The sequence below is a fragment of the Leptospirillum ferrooxidans C2-3 genome (assembly GCF_000284315.1).
In the GTDB taxonomy this organism is placed as follows: Bacteria; Nitrospirota; Leptospirillia; order Leptospirillales; family Leptospirillaceae; genus Leptospirillum; species Leptospirillum ferrooxidans.
Genome location: NC_017094.1, coordinates 1,433,154 through 1,450,769, shown reverse-complemented (window position 1 = coordinate 1,450,769; position 17,616 = coordinate 1,433,154). Strand labels below are relative to the sequence as shown.

The 17,616-nt window shown below is 47.3% G+C and carries 17 protein-coding genes; 16 read left to right on the top strand and 1 reads right to left on the bottom strand.

Annotated elements, in window-relative coordinates:
- Window positions 1-2: 2 nt before the first annotated feature.
- From LFE_RS07440 to LFE_RS07425, 4 genes are all read left to right on the top strand, one after another.
- Entirely contained in the window at window positions 3-1,271 is a 1,269-nt protein-coding gene (locus tag LFE_RS07440; RefSeq protein ID WP_232502511.1) for a glycosyltransferase family 9 protein, read from the top strand.
- Entirely contained in the window at window positions 1,272-2,405 is a 1,134-nt protein-coding gene (locus LFE_RS07435; protein ID WP_014449611.1) for a glycosyltransferase family 9 protein, read from the top strand. It abuts the gene before it with no gap.
- A 677-nt stretch (window positions 2,406-3,082) separates the two neighbouring features.
- On the top strand, window positions 3,083-3,292 hold the full coding sequence (locus LFE_RS13725) for a glycosyltransferase family A protein (RefSeq protein WP_320409191.1): 210 nt from the start codon (window positions 3,083-3,085) through the stop codon (window positions 3,290-3,292).
- Between the two features lie 205 nt (window positions 3,293-3,497).
- Window positions 3,498-3,995 carry a hypothetical protein gene (locus LFE_RS07425; protein ID WP_014449607.1) on the top strand — a complete coding sequence of 166 codons (498 nt, stop codon included), beginning with the start codon at window positions 3,498-3,500 and terminating at the stop codon, window positions 3,993-3,995.
- A gap of 210 nt (window positions 3,996-4,205) precedes the next feature.
- Here the strand turns inward: LFE_RS07425 and LFE_RS07420 are convergent, their stop codons facing one another.
- Complete coding sequence (locus LFE_RS07420; protein WP_014449482.1) at window positions 4,206-5,423, bottom strand: IS256 family transposase; 1,218 nt, start codon at window positions 5,421-5,423, stop codon at window positions 4,206-4,208.
- A gap of 356 nt (window positions 5,424-5,779) precedes the next feature.
- On the opposite strand from LFE_RS07420, the gene LFE_RS07410 reads away from it, so the two are divergent.
- The 12 genes from LFE_RS07410 to LFE_RS07355 all read left to right on the top strand — a co-directional run bounded on the left by LFE_RS07410 (window position 5,780) and on the right by LFE_RS07355 (window position 17,584).
- Window positions 5,780-6,622, top strand: coding sequence for a glycosyltransferase family 2 protein (locus LFE_RS07410; RefSeq protein ID WP_014449605.1), 843 nt, complete (start codon window positions 5,780-5,782; stop codon window positions 6,620-6,622).
- 103 nt (window positions 6,623-6,725) lie between these two features.
- Entirely contained in the window at window positions 6,726-8,456 is a 1,731-nt protein-coding gene (locus LFE_RS07405; RefSeq protein ID WP_014449604.1) for a glycosyltransferase family 9 protein, read from the top strand.
- A 27-nt stretch (window positions 8,457-8,483) separates the two neighbouring features.
- Window positions 8,484-9,350, top strand: a complete 867-nt coding sequence (locus tag LFE_RS07400) for a glycosyltransferase (RefSeq protein ID WP_407081007.1) — start codon at window positions 8,484-8,486, stop codon at window positions 9,348-9,350.
- Between the two features lie 32 nt (window positions 9,351-9,382).
- Entirely contained in the window at window positions 9,383-10,324 is a 942-nt protein-coding gene (locus LFE_RS07395; protein WP_158310254.1) for a glycosyltransferase family 2 protein, read from the top strand.
- 130 nt (window positions 10,325-10,454) lie between these two features.
- A complete protein-coding gene (locus LFE_RS07390) occupies window positions 10,455-11,489 on the top strand; it encodes a glycosyltransferase family 2 protein (RefSeq protein WP_014449601.1) in 1,035 nt (344 codons plus the stop codon).
- 141 nt (window positions 11,490-11,630) lie between these two features.
- Window positions 11,631-12,686 (top strand): lipopolysaccharide heptosyltransferase II, encoded by a 1,056-nt coding sequence (gene waaF, locus LFE_RS07385; protein WP_158310253.1) that lies wholly within the window; start codon window positions 11,631-11,633, stop codon window positions 12,684-12,686.
- Window positions 12,683-13,243 (top strand): D-glycero-alpha-D-manno-heptose-1,7-bisphosphate 7-phosphatase, encoded by a 561-nt coding sequence (locus LFE_RS07380; protein ID WP_014449599.1) that lies wholly within the window; start codon window positions 12,683-12,685, stop codon window positions 13,241-13,243. Before waaF ends, LFE_RS07380 begins: the two co-directional genes overlap by 4 nt.
- A gap of 73 nt (window positions 13,244-13,316) precedes the next feature.
- Complete coding sequence (locus LFE_RS07375) at window positions 13,317-13,502, top strand: Trm112 family protein (RefSeq protein ID WP_014449598.1); 186 nt, start codon at window positions 13,317-13,319, stop codon at window positions 13,500-13,502.
- Between the two features lie 53 nt (window positions 13,503-13,555).
- A complete protein-coding gene (locus LFE_RS07370; protein WP_014449597.1) occupies window positions 13,556-14,599 on the top strand; it encodes a glycosyltransferase family 9 protein in 1,044 nt (347 codons plus the stop codon).
- Window positions 14,599-15,663: a glycosyltransferase family 9 protein gene (locus LFE_RS07365; RefSeq protein ID WP_014449596.1), complete on the top strand. Its 1,065-nt coding sequence runs from the start codon at window positions 14,599-14,601 to the stop codon at window positions 15,661-15,663. Before LFE_RS07370 ends, LFE_RS07365 begins: the two co-directional genes overlap by 1 nt.
- Window positions 15,660-16,385 carry a polysaccharide deacetylase family protein gene (locus tag LFE_RS07360; protein WP_014449595.1) on the top strand — a complete coding sequence of 242 codons (726 nt, stop codon included), beginning with the start codon at window positions 15,660-15,662 and terminating at the stop codon, window positions 16,383-16,385. Before LFE_RS07365 ends, LFE_RS07360 begins: the two co-directional genes overlap by 4 nt.
- A complete protein-coding gene (locus tag LFE_RS07355; RefSeq protein ID WP_014449594.1) occupies window positions 16,382-17,584 on the top strand; it encodes a glycosyltransferase in 1,203 nt (400 codons plus the stop codon). The genes LFE_RS07360 and LFE_RS07355 overlap by 4 nt, the downstream gene beginning before the upstream one ends.
- Window positions 17,585-17,616: the final 32 nt, after the last annotated feature.

Below are 17,616 nucleotides of genomic sequence, written 5' to 3'. Positions count from 1 at the left end.
AGGTGGCCGGAGAGGATTGTGTGGAAGGGAAACAGCAGACTTTTGATATCGACGGTGAAAGCCAGGGTTTTGTGTCCGGAGAGAAAGAGAAGGATCCTCTTCCGGGAGTGAAAAATCTTCCCCCGGGATCGAGTGTTCTGGTGGTTCTCCTGGGTCGCATCGGGGATGTGGTGATGACTCTTCCGGCCGTTCTGGGACTCAAGATGGCCCGTCCGGATATTTTGATCGACTGGGTGGTGGAGGATCGCTGCGCCGATCTTTTGGTGAATCATCCGGCGATCAGGAGATTGATCCTTCTCCACAGGCGGGATTTTGAGGGAGATCTCAAAAAGGGAGCCTATCTATCGGCCCTTTCCAACCTGATCGCTTTCAGAAGGGATCTCCGGCAAGAGCGGTATGCCGCGGTTCTCGATTTTCAGTCTCTTTTGAAAAGCGGAGTGGTGGCATTTCTGGCCAAGGGGAAGATCAAGCTCGGTTCTCCTTCCACCTATGGGCGCATGAAAGAGGGGAGCTGGCTTTTCTCTCGTCAGGTGAATCTTTTCGACCCGAAGCTTCATCTGGTCGATCGACATCGTCTCGTGATCAGGGAGCTTCTGGGAGAAGATCCCCCGGTAGCCCCTTTTGTTCTGGGAATCGATCCCGGGGAGGAATGGGGTGTTCTGGAAAGGCTGGATCTCTGGGATCAAAGAATCCGGGAAAAGTCAGATTCGCCAAAAAGACCTCTGGCGCTTCTTCATCCTTTTGCCAGCTGGGTGACGAGGCGCTGGCCGATTGAGTCTTTCGGCCAGGTGGCCATTCGTCTTATCCGGTCCGGTTTCCGGGTCGGGGTGATCGGGGGGGGAGGGGCCGAGCAGGAGATTGCCTTTCTCAAGATCCGTGAGGCGATCGAATCGGGGGAAGAGGAGAAGCCTTTACCCGTTTCCTGTCTTGAAAGCTTTCTTGGGATACTGTCATTAAAGGAGTCGGCGGTCTTGATGAGTAAAGCGGAGATCGTCATCGCCTGCGATTCGGGACCGATGCATCTGTCTTCGGCCATGGGGGTCCGCACTTTGGGAATATTCGGGCCGACCGATCCGCAAAGGCTGGGTCCGGTCGGGAATCTGGGGATGGAGATCCATGCCGATCTTTTGTGCCATCCCTGCATGGGAAGGCGTTGTCCGATCGGGACGGTCTGCATGCGGGATTTGTCACCCGGGAAGGTTATCGAAGCGGCCTTTTCCCTTCTCAAAAAGAGCCCGACGGAAAAGACTTCTCTTTTGGAAGGGCTCTGATTGTCCACCTCACAAACCGGAAATGTTCTTTCTCGAAAAACTTCAGCGGCTGCTCCCTCCGTCCACCGCATTCTTCTGGTGAAGCCAAGCTCCCTTGGTGATGTCATCCATGCCTTTCCTCTGCTCTCTGCTTTGAGGGGGTCTTTTCCGGAGGCGTCGATAGACTGGCTGGTCAACACGGAGTTTTCGTCTTTGGTGGGCCGTCATCCCGGAGTTTCCAAGGTGATCTCCTTTCCGAGATCCCTCTGGCGTAAAAAGGGATTTTTTAAGGCCATGGGGGAGATGCGACGGGAATTTGGCCCTGCCGGCTATGATCTGGTTCTGGATGCACAGGGGCTCATGCGTTCGGCACTTCTTTCAAGGCTTGCGGGCGGCTCCCGGATTATCGGTTTTTCCGATGCCCGGGAAGGGGCCGCATTTCTGTATCATGAACGGGTCGATCCATTCGCCGGTGGGAAAAAAGAATTGGACGGGTCTCCGAGGGTTCTCCATGCGGTTTTGAAAAATCTTTCCCTTTGGCGCCATCTTTCAGGGATGGAGCCAGAGTTTTCCTCACATCCTTTTGAGATCCATTATGGCGATGAAGATAACAGGCATTTGTCGGAGCTCCTTCAGTCGATCGGACTTTCCCCCAATCTTCCCTTTGTGGCGATTCATCCGGGGGCGAAAAGGGAGATCAAGCGGTGGCCGTCCCTGTATTTTTCTGAACTTCTGGATCTTGTCCGAAATAAACTGGGGTTGAATGTCCTTCTTCTGGGGAGTGCGGGAGAGTCCTCGCTTCTGTCGGAGATTGCGACAAGAAGTGGCCCGGGTGTTTACATATCGGCGGGGGATGTTCCTCTTGACCTGATGCCGCTTTGTCTTTCCCGCGCGCGGTTTTTTGTGGGAAATGACTCCGGTCCCCTTCATATGGCGGTGATGATGGGAACGCCAACCTATTCGTTTTTCGGATCTTCAGATGTCCGGAGAACGGGGCCATTTTCTCCGGGGAATACGGAACACCGGACCTTTACCGATCCGGTGCCCTGCGCCCCATGCGGGGATTTCAAGACGAAGTGCAGCCACCTATCCTGTCTTGTCGGGGTCACTCCCAATGTGGTTTTCGATGAGATCCTGAAAAAAACTCAACATTAGATCCGAAAAAGCTATGAGATAATCAGGAATGATCAAATCAACTGAGTTCTATGTTCTGATTCTAAAAGATTAATAGCAAAATCTGGTAAAATATTGGAGATGATTTTCTTTTGGGATGATTTGAGTCTTGATTTATGATTGATCGGACCTTTCTTTTCTTTATTTAAAATATTTTTAAGAGTAAAAAAAGCTTTATCCAAGCTCTATATTTGGACTCATTATATGCTTAAGCGATTTCCGATTCGAAGCAGAGCATGGGGTGTCTGCGGGAAGTGTAGATCAATGGTCTGGAAGGTTTTTTAGCTCGGAGGCTTCGACTCGGAGATGCTCCTGATTTTAACAGTGAGCAGATAAGATATTTTGATCAGGATCCTGTAAGCCGGATATTACTCTAAAGGTTTTTTGAGCAATATCCGTTTATAAATGTAAGGTATTCTTTTTTCAATTATTTCTTAACTCGATTGATTCAGGATTTTAAAATCAGGGTGAGTTTATCTGTTTTCATTTAACCATAAACTCTTTCAGTTGGGTGATGAAGACATCTTTACTGAATTTCTCATGAAAGGTCAGCAATGTCTAAACCTTTAGTTTCTGTTGTTATTTCTGTTTATAGAGAGGGAGAGATTCTGTCAGAAACAATAGAATCTGTTTTAGTACAAACATTTAGAGATTTTTAAATCGTCATTGTCAACAATAATGCAGATGATGTATCTCTTTCAATCATGAGAAAGTATGCGAGTGAGTATCCTGATCTGATCCGTATTGTCGATCAATCGGTTCAAGGAGTTCCAAGCGCAAGAAATAAGGGAATTCTTGAGAGCCGTGGCCATTATATCGCCATGCTTGAGGGAGATGACATGATGCTCCCCAATCGTCTCGAAAAATAGTTGAAATATTTTGAAGAGGAAAAAGATGGATTTTTACTGCTTTCCTCTTACTTTGACCGAGTTGATTGGGAGAATAAGACTCTATTGAATCCCGGAGGAATCGATAAAAACTTTTGGATGTCCTCCCTTAAAATAGACAAAATTTTTGGGTCTCACCCTTCAACTTGGTTTTTTGAAAAAAATACTTCCGTATCAGTAGGAATGTTTGTTTAATGAGGCCTTTAATCCAAGGCTCATCAAAGATGATGATTTCAACTTTAAAATGTTTCTTGCAGGGAGATTGGCGTGCATCCCTGAGAGTCTGGTTCGAGTAAGAATGCCGTCAGTATTCTATAATGACATCAAAGAAGCACAAGCAACCTCACTTCATGTCATTAACAAGCTCGATTTATTTTTTAATATCCTTAAAGAAAAACTATCAGATAATAAGACGGTAAAGATTGATGAAAAGGGATTCAGCACGATTCGCTCCCAGTGGTTGATGGAGCAGGCTACCGGGTTTATTTTGTACGAAAATGGAAAAAAAATTGCTCAGCGTCTGATAATAGAAGCAATAAAAGAAAAACCCTTTGATTACAAAAATTGGAAGGTTTATCTTCGGAGCTTTTCTCAAAAAAAGAAAGTAAAAAATGGAGAGCCAAAACGCCTTTTGCAGGAAGACATTGATTATCTGATGAAGAAAGAGTTTTTTCGACTGAACTGATTTTGATTATAGAAAAATAAATTTTTAAGGCTTGCATTTATGGAGGTGTCGAAGATTGATTAATCTTCCGTATAGATCAAGAACTCCAGTATGTCTAGTCCAAACTTTATTGAGAAATCCCTCACTATTAGAGTTTTTATCCTGTATATTGGGAAGGGTCAAGTCCTAAAAGTGCTGTAAATTGTCTTCCCGAGAAATGGAATAAATTGATCATTCGACCACCGAAAGAAGAGAGGGCGTTTTGAAAGGTTCCTGTTTCTTCCACTCCCAATATTCGGCCATGTCGAAATACTTCTTTCCCGTGCTCCATTGTTCGTGGAATTCCGAAAGAAGGGCTCCAATGAGTCGGATGGCCGAGTCTTCGTTGGGGAAGATCCGGATCACCCGTTCCCGTCTCCGGACCTCTTCATTCAGTCTCTCCTGGGAGTTCGTGCTTCTGAGCCTGACACGATATTTCCGGGGAAAGGACAAAATCGTGAGCGATTCCTCAAATCCTTCTTCGAGACAATCCATCGACTTGGGGGCCTTCTTCTCAAAAGTCTCCAAAATTTCGTTCTTGATCGCTCGGGCTTCTTCTTTGGTATCGGCCCGAAACAGCCGTCCCAGGGCCAGCGCCAGAGGCCCTCGTTGGGAGGCCGGGGCATGACCCAGAAGGTTGCGGAGAAAATGGACCTGGCATCGTTGCCATCGAACCCCTTGAAAATGTCTCTGAACGGCTTTTTTCAGCCCTTTGTGGTCATCGGAGACCACCAGATCCACCCCAGACAGTCCCCGGCTCTTGAGATCCCGCAGCATGTCGTCCCAGGAAGCTTCGTTCTCGCTGTCTCCCAACGTCAGTCCCAGGATCTCCCGCTGTCCATCTTCCGAGATGCCGGTCGCAATCAATGCGGCGACCGGCACCACGCTCTCATCCTTTCGGACATGGATCACCAGGGCATCCAGCAGAAGAAAGGGATACAGACCATTCAGACGACGGTTTCGCCAATGGTTAACCCGGGCCGAAAGCCCCGTGGCCAAAGAACTCACCGTGGACTTCGAAAATGTCGCGCCGCACAACTCTTCCGTGATATGCGTGACTTTGCGGGTCGAGACCCCCTGGACCACCATCTCCATCAGAGCCAGAACCAGAGCTTGTTCGGAACGCTGGTAGCGACGGAACAGATCGGTCGAGAAATTTCCGTCCCGGGTTTGGGGAACCCGAAGGATCAGCGTTCCCACCCGGGTCGTCAGTTGCCGTTCCCGATACCCGTTTCGATATCCCGTCCGATCGCTCGATCGTTCATGCCGATCTGCTCCCAGGTGGTCAACCATCTGGGCTTCCAGAACCTGATTCAAGACCGATTCGACCAGTTTTTTCATTCCTTCGCCACTATCGGACAAAAGATTTGTCAAAAGATCCGGATTCAGGGTAACGTCAATATTGGCCATTGTTCTTCCTCCTTGTTGAGAATAGGTTGTTTGGACAACACCCATTCTCGGGGAAGACAGTGGCCTTTTTCAATTTCAAGCCAACTTCGAATTTACAGCATTATATGGACTCAATCTTGGGAAGTAATCATCTTGAGAAAAGAAAGCATAGGATAATCTGGTCATTACATTCATTGTATAGTGGCTAGGATTGTTTATTTTTTTAGGCATTAGTTCTATCGATCGTCCCGATTGGATTTCGTAAGAATCTTCTGTGATTTTTAATTTCTTGAGTTGTTCTGGAATGCTCATGATTAGCCATAAATAAGGATCAAATACGGTAATAAAGATCATGTATACCTTGAAAAAAAGTGAAAATGATTCCTTTGAATTCTGTAGGTCCTTCTGTGAATGAGGATGATAACGCTTCTTTTGAAAAAGAACGTCTTTCGGTTTGCCTGATCACTAAGAACGAGGAACAAAACCTCAAACGTTGTCTGGATTCTTTAATCGGGCTTGCGGATGAAATCATTGTCGTGGATTCTGGGAGCACCGATCGGACATGCGAGATCGCCAAAGATTTTGGTGCAAAAGTCTTTCAGCATCCTTTTGATGATTTTACCCGTCAGAAGACACGCTCCATCGAGAAGGCCTCATCTTCATGGGTGATGGTGATTGATGCCGATGAGAGGGTGACTCCGGAGCTCAAAGCGGAAATCCTTCAATACTTGATCCATCCGGAAACAATCAGGTCCATCAACGGATTCTATCTCAATCGACTGAATTTTTTTCTGGGAACCCCAATCCATCATTCCGGATGGTCTCCGGATTGGCTGTTGCGTGTCTTCCGGAAAGAATCGGGGGGATTGGATGGCCGGGCGGTCCATGAATCGATTGTCGTTTCCGGACAGACCATGAGACTTCATGGGCTCCTTCTTCATGATACACATCCGACCATCGAGAGATTTGTCACAAAAAATCTGGCCTATGCGAGACTTTGGGCCAAGGAGAGATCTTCCACCAGGGGGCCTTCCCTGATGGGAGTTCTTTTTCATCCGCCTGCAATGTTTTTGAAAATGTATATTTTGAAAATGGGTTTTCTGGATGGTTTTTTGGGATTTGTTCTAGCCGTTCTTTATAGCTATCATGTTTTTATAAAATATCTGATGCTTTACAAAGTCAATATTCCTTTAACCGACAGGGACGGTGTCGATTCATGATTGTTTCAGAAGGGGGGAGATCGGGGGAAACCTACCATTGTAGAGTGATTCCTGAAGACCGTCTTCCTGATGCTTTTCCATGTTCTGGAAATCTGAAGATTAAATGAATGTCTCCCACTCTCCAATCTCTCCCATGATTCCAGAGCATGGTTTATTCTGGGATGGCTTTCCGCTTTTTCATATCCATGATTTTTCTCCTGACTTTTCTGGAAAGATATTTTTTGTTCTGGGACAGGGACTAGGGGATCATCTGAACGGATTCAGGGCTATTTTTGAAATTCGTCTTCGTTTTCAAAAAGCTTCTTTGATTGTTTACGCTGATTTACGCTGGGAAGAACTTGTCCGGAGAATGGACGGAGTTGAAATCAGGTGGTTTCCAAAGGCGTTGGAGGTCCGCTCAAAGGAAGGGACCAATGATCCTTATGCTCTGGCTCACTCTGAGATCAGAAAAGAGATGGATGCTGCGCCAGCTTCTTCCTTTCTGGGATATGACCACTTTCCGATGCCTGATCGGCATGCCAGAGGAGAGGCAACAATACAGGCCACCCTTCGAACGGTAGGATTATCTCTCGGAAAACACCTTCGCCCTTTTGTGCCAATGAAAAAATCAGATCTCTTATGGGCAGATGAATTTCTCAAAAGAAATGGACTTCAATCTGGGAGCTATGCGGTCATCGCCCCTTATACATGGGAAAACAAGCGATGGCCTAAAGATTTCTTCTCGATAACGATCGATCTCCTATACCGGAAACTGGGAATTCGATCTCTTGTGATTGCTTATCCGGAGATGGGAACGTTTGAAAATGAAGGGGCCTTGTGCGCCTACGATCTTTCTCTTTCGCAAATAGCCGCTCTACTGTCCCGCTCCGGAGTCTATCTTGGGCTTGATTCGGGACTCAGCCATATGGCAGCGGCGCTGGATCTGCCATCGCTTGAACTATTTATTGAAAAAAAGGTGATGCCCTTTGAAGTAAGGGCCTGTTCGCCATTTTTTCTCTATAATGTTGAGTCGTTTTTTCTTGATAAACGGATTCCGGAGCCAGAATCGGTTTTTGCATCCATATCTTTTATATGGACAAATAGAGATCATCTTTCCTCTGTGATTCCTCTTTGTCCTGGATGCCGTTCCAGAATGCAATATATTCAAAAGTGCTCTGCAGAAGTCATCGATTTTATGTGCGTCTGCGGCACCTCCCTAACAACACCGAATGGGGATAATGTCAATCTCTCTCTATCCTCAAGAGCGAATTCGGTGGATGACAAGGAGGCGGTCACTGGAAAAACCACTCATGTCAGCCTTGAAGCCGGGTCTGACTTGTCTTCGATCATCTCCTTGATTTCCTGGGAGAAAAGACTAAAAGACAGTTCAGACATTGAAACAGTCGAGGTGTTCTATGAAATTCCGTCAGAGGACAAATCCTGTAGTGATGTCCAGGATTTGTCTCCAAGGATCAATTGGAGGATGGACGGGATTTTCTATTGGATAGAGAGAATGGGATACAGGCCTCTTTCATTCAGTGTATCCCTCAAGAGAGCAGTGATCTGCTTTGCTCCTTTCGTCTCAAAAATCAAATCGGTTTCGGTTCCTTTCACTCTTCCTTGGGGCGGAACCATCCTTAAGATCAACTCTATCGACCAATATCTGAAATGGTATAGTTTTGAGTCTTGGGGAAAGCCGCAGGATCTTGTCGGAATCGTTAAGTCCATGTCGTCTCTGGGGTATAAAAAGGATGCGCTTGAAGCGGCTTGGGTTGCTTTTCGGGCCAATCCGGGATTGAGATCGTTCAGATGGCTTGTGAAGTCTTACTGGGCTTTTTATATCAAGAGGGATTGATTGCCCTTGGAATCTGAACCCAAAAGGATGAAAGTGAGAAAAATGATTGTTTCCGGATTTACCTTTTGCAGAAATGTTTCAAAGCTAGACTATCCCTTTCTTGAGTCCATTCGATCGATCCTTCCGATCGTCGATGAAATGGTGATCAACGTTGGGGATTCAGAAGACAACACACTGGAGCAGATCCGTTCCATTAGAGACCCCAAGATAAAGGTGATTGAGTCCGTCTGGGATCAGGCAATGAGAAAAGACGGACTTATCTATGCACAGCAAACCAATATCGCTCTTGAGCATTGCCGAAAGGATGCCGACTGGGCATTTTATCTTCAGGCAGATGAGGTCTTGCATGAAAAAGATTATGAAGGTTTGCTGAGATCGATGGCCCAATATAAGGATAAAAAGACTATTCTTGGTCTGATGTCGAGGTACAAGCATTTTCTGGGAGACTATCAATCGATTGATCCTTGGGCATACAGAAGGGCCATGAGAATTGTTCGCCCGGGGGGATCTGTGATTTCGGTGGGTGATGCGGTCGGGTTTGCCAGAGCCAGCGACAATCTCTATATCGGAAAAAAAGAAAGGCACTTATGGGAATATGCCGAAGGGCATATTTATCATTACGGTTGGGTCAAAAGTCCCGAGCTTTTGCGAGAAAAAGTCAAAACACAGGTTGAATATTACTGGGAAGGCACGCCCAATGTCGGAGATAAGGAAGTTTTGGCCTCAAAAAAGTTTATCCCCGAGCGTTATTTTATCTTGAAAGACTTTGACGGAACGCATCCTGCGGTCATGAAAGAGCGTATCAGCCAGTTTCCTGCCTTTCCCCCTAGAAAGAACCGTTGGCTTAATCCAGATTTTTATCGCTATGTTTTAAGACATGGGTTCAAGGGATGACAGAGGGAAGACTCACAGCGCCTGAACCTTTAATGGATCTTGTCGTCCCCATTCATGGCCACCTTGAACTGAACCGGCTGTTTTTTCATTACCTTGCAAAAAATACCCATCACTCTTTTCGTCTTATCGTTGTGGATAACTTTTCCCAGGATCAGTCGGCCGCTTTTTTTGAGGAACAGCAGAAGGCCGGACATCATATTCTTGTGATCAGAAATCCCGGAAATCAGTGTTATCCCGTGTCAATCAATCAGGGGGCCATGGCTGGAAGTGCGCCTATTATCGGTCTTTTGAACAATGATATTATTGTTGCCCCAGGTTGGGACAAGCCTCTTGTGCGGTCGCTAATGGAAGACAGAGTTCCTGTTGTCAGCCCGGCCGGTCTTGAGCATTTTCCAGACAAAAAACTGGAAGATGTTCTCTATTACCGTTGGAGATATGTAAACAGGCGAATATGGGATCGAAACCAAAGAGAAAATCTCGAAAAAAAAATATCCATCATGTACGGCGACTTCAATGATATTTCAAGCAAGATTCAAAAAAAATATGAGGACATATCATTTCAGGGGATTATGGGCCATTGTCATTTGATCTCCCGGACTGTTTTTGAGCAACTCGGAGGACTCGATCCGAGGATCCAGTCTGCCGACTGGGACCTTTACCTCCAGATCGAAAAATTGAAGAGAGAAGGGAGGTTTGATCAAAGTCCAATGATCTTGGGAAGCTCTTTTGTTCATCACTTCATTCGGGCAACGGATGCCAGCTCCAAGAGATTACCTGTTGTCTGTTCCCATCCACCGCATTTAAAGCTTGAGGAAAAGTGGAGCAGATCGGATATCATCGATCTATGGCCCTTCAAGGATCAGGTTCCTGGCAGCAAAAGAAGTCTTTCCCAAAAGACAAAAAAAAGGATCCTCAAAATGAAAACCTGGCTCTATTCCTGGAAGAGCGATTTGAAGGAAATTATCTCCATGTAGTGATATTGTCTTTTTTGGAATAAGGGCTCTTCCTTGGATTCATTATTTTCCCAATTTCTGTAATGGATGCAAAAATGCATGAATGGTTTTTTGGTAAAAAGATAGATTTTTTATTTGCCTTAAGGAAATGATGACTCCACTAGTCTCTGTTGTCATTCCAATGACCCGGTATGAATTGGAACTTGATGAAGCACTTTTATCTGTTTTCCAGCAAAAAGAGCATGATTATGAAATTGTTCTTGTCAATAATCATGCCTTGCCGGGTGTTTTGTCGGTAGCTGAAAAATGGCACCTCAAACATCCGGATAGGGTCCGTATTGTTACGGAACCTATTCCAGGAGCGGTATCCGCTCGAAATAAAGGGATCCTTGCCAGCCGCGGAGAATTCATCGCTTTCCTTGACAGTGATGACAGAATGAAGCCGGATAGACTCTCTTTACAGCTTTCAGCTATTCGACAGGATCCTGATATTACGCTGGTGGGATCCTGGAAGGATGAAATATCCCCTGATGGTGAAGTGATCGGGAAAGACTCTGCTCCGCAGATTCCGAGATGGGCTTCCATACTGTTTGGAAAAACGGAGAGATGGCAGCGAGACCCATTTTACGAGCCGCAGACATCAACATTCTTGATCAGGGCTTCAGCGATACAGAAGGCCGGTATGTTTGACTCAAGGTTCGACCCATTTTGGCTCGAAGATACAGACTTTTCTTTCAGGATGTATGAAAAGGGCAGGGTGGTTATCGTCCCGCAGTCATTGGTCGAATATCGGGTACACCCTAAAGCGGATAGTATTCGGAGAATATTCGATTTTGGACTGATTTTAAAACACGATGTATTCTTTTCCATTCTGAAAGAAAAGTATTATCTGAAAGACAATCCAGATTCCAGATCCGCTTTTTTAAAACTCAAGTCAAGATGGCTCAGAGAGACCGGGATCAAGATGCTTGCATACCAAAATGGTGAACGCTATGGAAAAGAGCTGATCCAAAAGTCGCTGGCTTTGAACCCTTCTGATCTTCAGAGCTGGGAGGCTTTTCTCCGAAGCCGCTTTATCAGGAGTTTCTATCCCAGAGCATTTGGCATAAAAGGTCCGATTGATGCAGTTCTTCCGGAATATGTTGATGATGCTTGGGTTTCAAATTTATTTTCTCTGGACAGATAGCTTATCGATTTTTATTGTATGGAAACATCAAAAGATTCAATGTAAATAGTGAGTTACGGGCAATTGGAAGATTCCCAGTTTTTTAGGATCGACTTTTTTGCTTAAAATCCGACTTTCGGATCTGAGGGGGCTTTGACATCTGTGTTACCAACTCGGATCATTGTAAGAATCCCCAACTGGATAGGGGATGCAATTGTTTCCCTATCCTCCATCCAGGCGATACGATCACGCTATCAGAATGTTCAAATCTCTGTAATGGGTCCGGAACCCATTACAGCTCTCTTGTCCGAATTCTCGGATGTGGTGTCCTATAACCCCACCAATATTTCATCGAAGATTTTTTTTGATTTGGGGTTTTGTTTTCCCCTTTCGTTTCGCTCCGCCTATGAACTCTGGAGAATTCCCTGCAAGGAGAGAATCGGCTACGCCCATGAGGGGAGATCTTTTTTTCTCAGCCGCCGGCTGAATTATCCTGCATGGGCCAACCATCATTTCCATCAGGTTACTTACTATCAGGAGATGGTGCAGTCTGTTTTTCACGACCTCTCCTTTAACCCTCCGAAGCTTGTTGTCCCGGATTCCCGCAGAAGGGATGCGATGGCTCGCCATTTGGGAGCTCTTGATGGTCGAGAGATTCTTCTTGCGGTCAATCCCGGTGCTTTTTTTGGAAGCGCCAAGACCTGGCCATCCTCCTATTTCATCTCCCTTCTTTCCCGTTTGCTGATCGATTATCCCAGTATTCGGATCATCCTTTTTTCCGGGGGGAAGGATCGTGAAAAAGCGGATGTGCTCGAACAGGCGCTTCCGAAAGAGAAGGTCGTGGCTCTTCAGGGAAAAACCGCTCTTTCAGATAGTCTTGCGATCCTATCCGGATGTGATTATCTTTTGACAAACGATTCGGGAATGATGCATATGGGTGCGGCTCTTGGTCTACCCGGTACTGTATTTTTTGGTCCCACCGACCCTGTAGCGACAGGGCCATTGGGTGGAAAAATACGAGTTCTGAGCCATCATGTGACTTGTGCTCCGTGCCTTCTCCGGGAATGTCCCATCGATCACAGGTGCATGACCGGTCTGACTTGGGAAATTGCACATGGTCCCATTTTTGAGGATCTGCGGAGAATCCGGATGCAAAAAGAACAGGGAGCGACACCATCAGAATTGGAGAGTTCAGGAAGTGAGGTCATGAACACTTGAAAAAAAGGCCCATCGTTCTTGCCGACAGGGATGGCACCCTGATCCGGCATATTCCATACTTGTCAAAACTGTCCGATGTTGAATTTCTTCCGGGGGTTCTTTCATCCATCAGAAGGCTCAATTCCTTGAAGATTCCGGTTGTGGTGGTCACCAATCAGTCCGGAGTGGCCAGAGGATATTTTGGAGAGGATTTTGTCCGGGAAACACACTCTTATATGAACGGAATCCTCAAAAAAGAAGGAGCTCATCTCGATGGATTCTTCTATTGCCCCCATTTCAGGGAGGCTTCCGTGGATCGTTACCGGGTCTCTTGTGGTTGCAGGAAGCCTCTTCCGGGAATGCTGGAAGAGGCTTTGGAAGTTTTTCATGGGGATCCCGGATCTTCGATGATGGTGGGGGATTCAGAAGGGGATGTTCTTGCGGGGAAGTCTTTGGGATGTCATAATTTCTGGATACTTCCCCAAGAAGCAGGAAAGAGGGATGATCTCGCCTTTCGAGTATCCTCCTTCGAGGAGGCGGTCAACCTCTTTCTGTCAGATACCGAATTGCTGGAGTAGGTTTTTAGACTTGCCCAAATGTGAAAATTGGGGCGACAGAAATTCACTCTTGTTTGAAGTCGAAAGGAACATCATGGCTCTTGACCCGTTTTTAAAGTCCATTCTCGTCTGCCCCAAGTGCAAGGGGGATTTGATTGAGGAAACCTCTCCGCCCGGGCTTGTCTGCGAGAGTTGCCAGCTGGTCTATCCGATCAGGGAAGATATTCCCATCATGCTGATTGAAGAAGCTCATGCGAAGGGTGACCATTCTTCTCCGTGATCACCCCCCCTTTGTTGAGCAGGTTGGAGAATACCAAAAAAAAGAACGTTCTGTTGGTCGGCTTGCGGGCATTTGGTGATATGGTCCTGACACAGCCGGCCATTTCCGCTGTCAGGGACTCCTGTCCCGATGCTCGCATCGACTATGTCATGGAAGCGGCGTATTCTTCGCTCTTCGATGAAGAGCCGGATTTGACGCGGGTGCTTTCACTCCCCAGGCGCAATCAAGAGAAAAATGAATCGTCTTTTGACTATTACAAGCGATACGGATCTTTTCTTCGGGAGATCCGGAGCGCATCGTACGATGTGGCTGTTGACCTTTTCTCCCGTGGGCCCCGTTCGAGATCCTTGGTGTTCGCAAGCGGAGCGGGAAGAAGGGTTGGTACGGCCGACCACAAAAATCTCTTGATCGACCACGTTGTCTATACGGATCAGATTGTCGTTCCCAATCAATTGACCCATCTGACGGATCAGATCCTTCATGTCATGAGTCGTCTCGGTTTTAAAACCCAACGCAATCTCCCCAGATTTGTCGTGACCCCGGAGAATGATTTGTCTGCCCGGAGTCTTCTTGGAAGCTTTGGAGAAAAATACGCTGGAGAATTCATGATCCTTTTCCCGGGATCGGGATCCCCCACAAAAAACTGGCCGGCAGACCGATATGTCGAATTGGGCTTCGAACTTTTGCGAAAGGGGTTTCCCTTGCTGGTTCTGGGTGGAAAGAATGATTCCGATGCTGTGGGATCCGTCGTTCGGGGACTGGGTGCTTTGCCTGGAGTTTATCTTTCCCGATTCAGGGGAATCGTTCAGAATGACCTGAATACCTTAAAGGGAATCATTTCCTTGTCGACCGGTGCGATCGGCAATGATTCCGGCCCTCTTCACCTGACCCAGTCCATCGGAAAAAAGGCGCTTGTCCTTTTTGGACCCGGAGATCATGTGAGTTATCGACCATTCTCCGGGGGAATGGTCCGGAAAGGTTTGGCCTGCAGTCCGTGCCAGAGCTTTTCCTCGCTCTGTCCCGACAATCAGTGCATGAAATCCATAGACGTAAACTCTGTTCTTTGTGCATGGGACGAATTGGAAAATCCACTCTGATGGACAGCATGGTGATCCTGAGGATGCGTTATCTGGGGGATAGCCTTCTTCTCGTTCCAACGTTAAGAAAACTTCTTCTTGCCTATCCGGGAATTTTCCTGACGGTCGTTGTCAATCGAGGGACGGAGTATCCCCTCAAGAACCTTTCCGGGATCAGGGTGGTTGTCTTTGACAACCGATCTTTTTGGGGGAAACTGAAAAGCTCTTATGACATGGTCAGACTTGCCCGCGAACGGAAATGGGATTTGTGGGTTGACTGGACCGTCTCTGATAGAAGCCGACTCTTTTCAAGGCTGGCAGATGCCTCCCGAAAGCTTTCTTGTGGCTGGAAAAAGGATGAAAGGCCTTCTTCCCAAAACTCCATTTATGTTCCAGTCGACTTCAACCATGGTCCCGACCCGGTCATGAATCAGTATGAGTCCTCTCTTCGAAAGATCGGAGTCCATCTTTCAGCCACGTCCGACCCTCTTGTCTCTTCCTCCGCGTCTTCCCGTATGGAAATAGAGACTTGGAGAAAAGAAAACAGGCTGGATCAGGAGACTCCCATTTTGCTGATCCATCCCGGAGGGCGCGAGTGGTACAAAAGGTGGCCTCCAGACAGATTGGCCCAGGTCGGAAACTGGTGGAGCAAGGTTCATAAAGGCGTCGTTGTCATTATCGGTACAAGGGAAGATCAAACGTTGATTCTCTCCGTTACCAGCGGCTTTCAGCCGGAAACCCGATTCCTGATCGTTCAGGAATCGATTCCTTTTATACACGCACTGATGGAATCATCGACACTGTTTCTGGGAAACGACAGCGGTCCGCTTCATCTGGCGGATGCAGCAGGTCTGTATGGAGTCGGACTGTTTGGCTCAACGACTCCCGCAGTGTGGGGGCCTGTGTCAACGGGGCGACTTCTGACCCTTTACGATCCTCCCGCGTGTTCTCCCTGCAGCCATGAAGGTTGTTCCCAGGGGGTGGATAACTGCCTTCGCCGGATTGAAGTCAATCAGGTGATCGAAGGGCTTTCAAGGCAACTGAAGCTTCGGGAAAAACATTTGAAAGAGGTTTCGTTATCTTGAAAACGGAAGAAGGGAAGTTTGTTCCTCCGATTCTTTACTATCACCGGGTTGATCCGGACCTCTCTCCTCACGCTGGAGTGACGCCGGATCAATTTCGAAGCCAGCTTTCCATTTTGAAACAGGCTGGATTTCAGGGAACGACGCTTGATTTTGCAATGAAAAATGGCCATACGGATCCGGTCACTGGCAAAAAGATCGTCGCAATCACCTTTGACGATGGATACCAGGACAACTACCGATATGCGATGCCGATTCTCCAGGAGTTTGGTTTTCTGGCAACCATTTTTTGTCTCTCCGGAAAGATCGGCGGGATTTCCGACTGGACCGAGGATCCCATATGGAAAGGACATCCTCTTTTGGATGCGCCTCAAATGAGGGAGCTTTCCTCCTTGGGCTTGGAAATCGGCAGTCACACCAGAACCCATGTCGATCTTTCCCGGCTCTCATCAACGGATGCCCGGGATGAGATCGTCCACTCCAAGAGCGACCTTGAAGAGCTTCTGGGAGTTCCTGTCCGCTCCTTTTGCTATCCTTTTGGGGCCTACAGGGAGGAAACGCCCACCCTTGTGAGAAGTGCAGGGTATTCCTGGGGGAGATCCGTCACAAGACGTTCGCTTGCCCCGGTGGTCTCCTCGATGCTTCTGCCTTGCAGGCCTGTTTCAGGAAGGATGTTTCTTCCCCGTTTTCTTTCATGGACCCTTCTGACACGGATTACCGGATGAATGTATCGTACAGCGAACCGACAGCGGCACCTTTGAATATACTCCATCTCGACTGCACCACCGGTTATGGAGGGCAGGAGAGGGATCATATCGCAGAAGCCAAAGGGATGAACTCCCGAGGCCACCGTTATGTGATCGGTGCCCGTCCCGGAACGCCTTTTTTTGAGGAGGCCAGATCTCGGACCGAGACGGTCGGGTTTTCGATGAAAAGCAACTTTGATCTCGAGTCGTTCTCCAATCTTCGCCAATACCTGATTCGTGAAAAAATCGATGTTCTCGTGACGACAAGCTATATCGATTCTTTTCTGGGGTATGTCAGTGCGGCATCGCTTGGAAATAATCGTCCCCTTATCATTCGTCAGAGACATCTTTTGAATGTGCCCAAAAGCATGATCCCCTTTCGCCAGTTTTGTGATCGTCTGGTTGTGGTCAGCGAGGCCCTGAGGATTTTTTTTCTGGAAAAGAATCTTCCTTTCTGGCATGTTGTGACCATTCCACGGGGAATCGCCATCAAGGAAAAAAAGGAAGCGAAAGAAATCACGGTTTTGGGCCATAATCTCGATTTGGCCCAGAAACTTGTCGGGAAAAAGATTCTCCTGCAGATCGGCATTTTCCAAAGGGATAAAGGCCATCATCTGATGCTGGATGCGCTGGTCATTCTTTTTCGTCGATTCCAAGACCTTCATATGGTTTTTTTGGGTATAGGGCCGCTTTTCGAAGAGGTCCGGGATCGGGCCCGTCGGCTATTGGGCGAGTCCGGTTTTGCAAGACTTCATTTTATGGGTTCGCAGGATCCGGGACCCTATCTGGCCATTGCCGATCTGGTTCTCCTTCCATCTGTGAGGGATTCCTTTCCGCTGGTGGTGCTTGAGGCGATTTCGGCAAAAAAAGAAGTGGTTGCTTTCCGGGTCGGGGGATTGCCGGAGATGGGAAATGTTTTGCCCGGGATTCATCTGGTGACTCCAAAAGATCCTGTCTCTCTTGCTCAAAAGGTGTCATCACTGTTGTCTGTTTCCGGTCGCCAGGTATTCAAGAAAGAGGATCCATGCAATTATGTGGAGAGAGCGTTTTCCATCGAAGCCTGCAATATCCGGACCGAAATGATTTACCGAAATGCCATCTTGTTGTTAAAAGAGGGAAAGATTGCTCAAAATCCCTATGCTTCCAAGGGTGGGCTGGCCGATCCCTTTCTCTCATGACACCCAATGTAGGGTGTCTTTAGGCCGGTGTC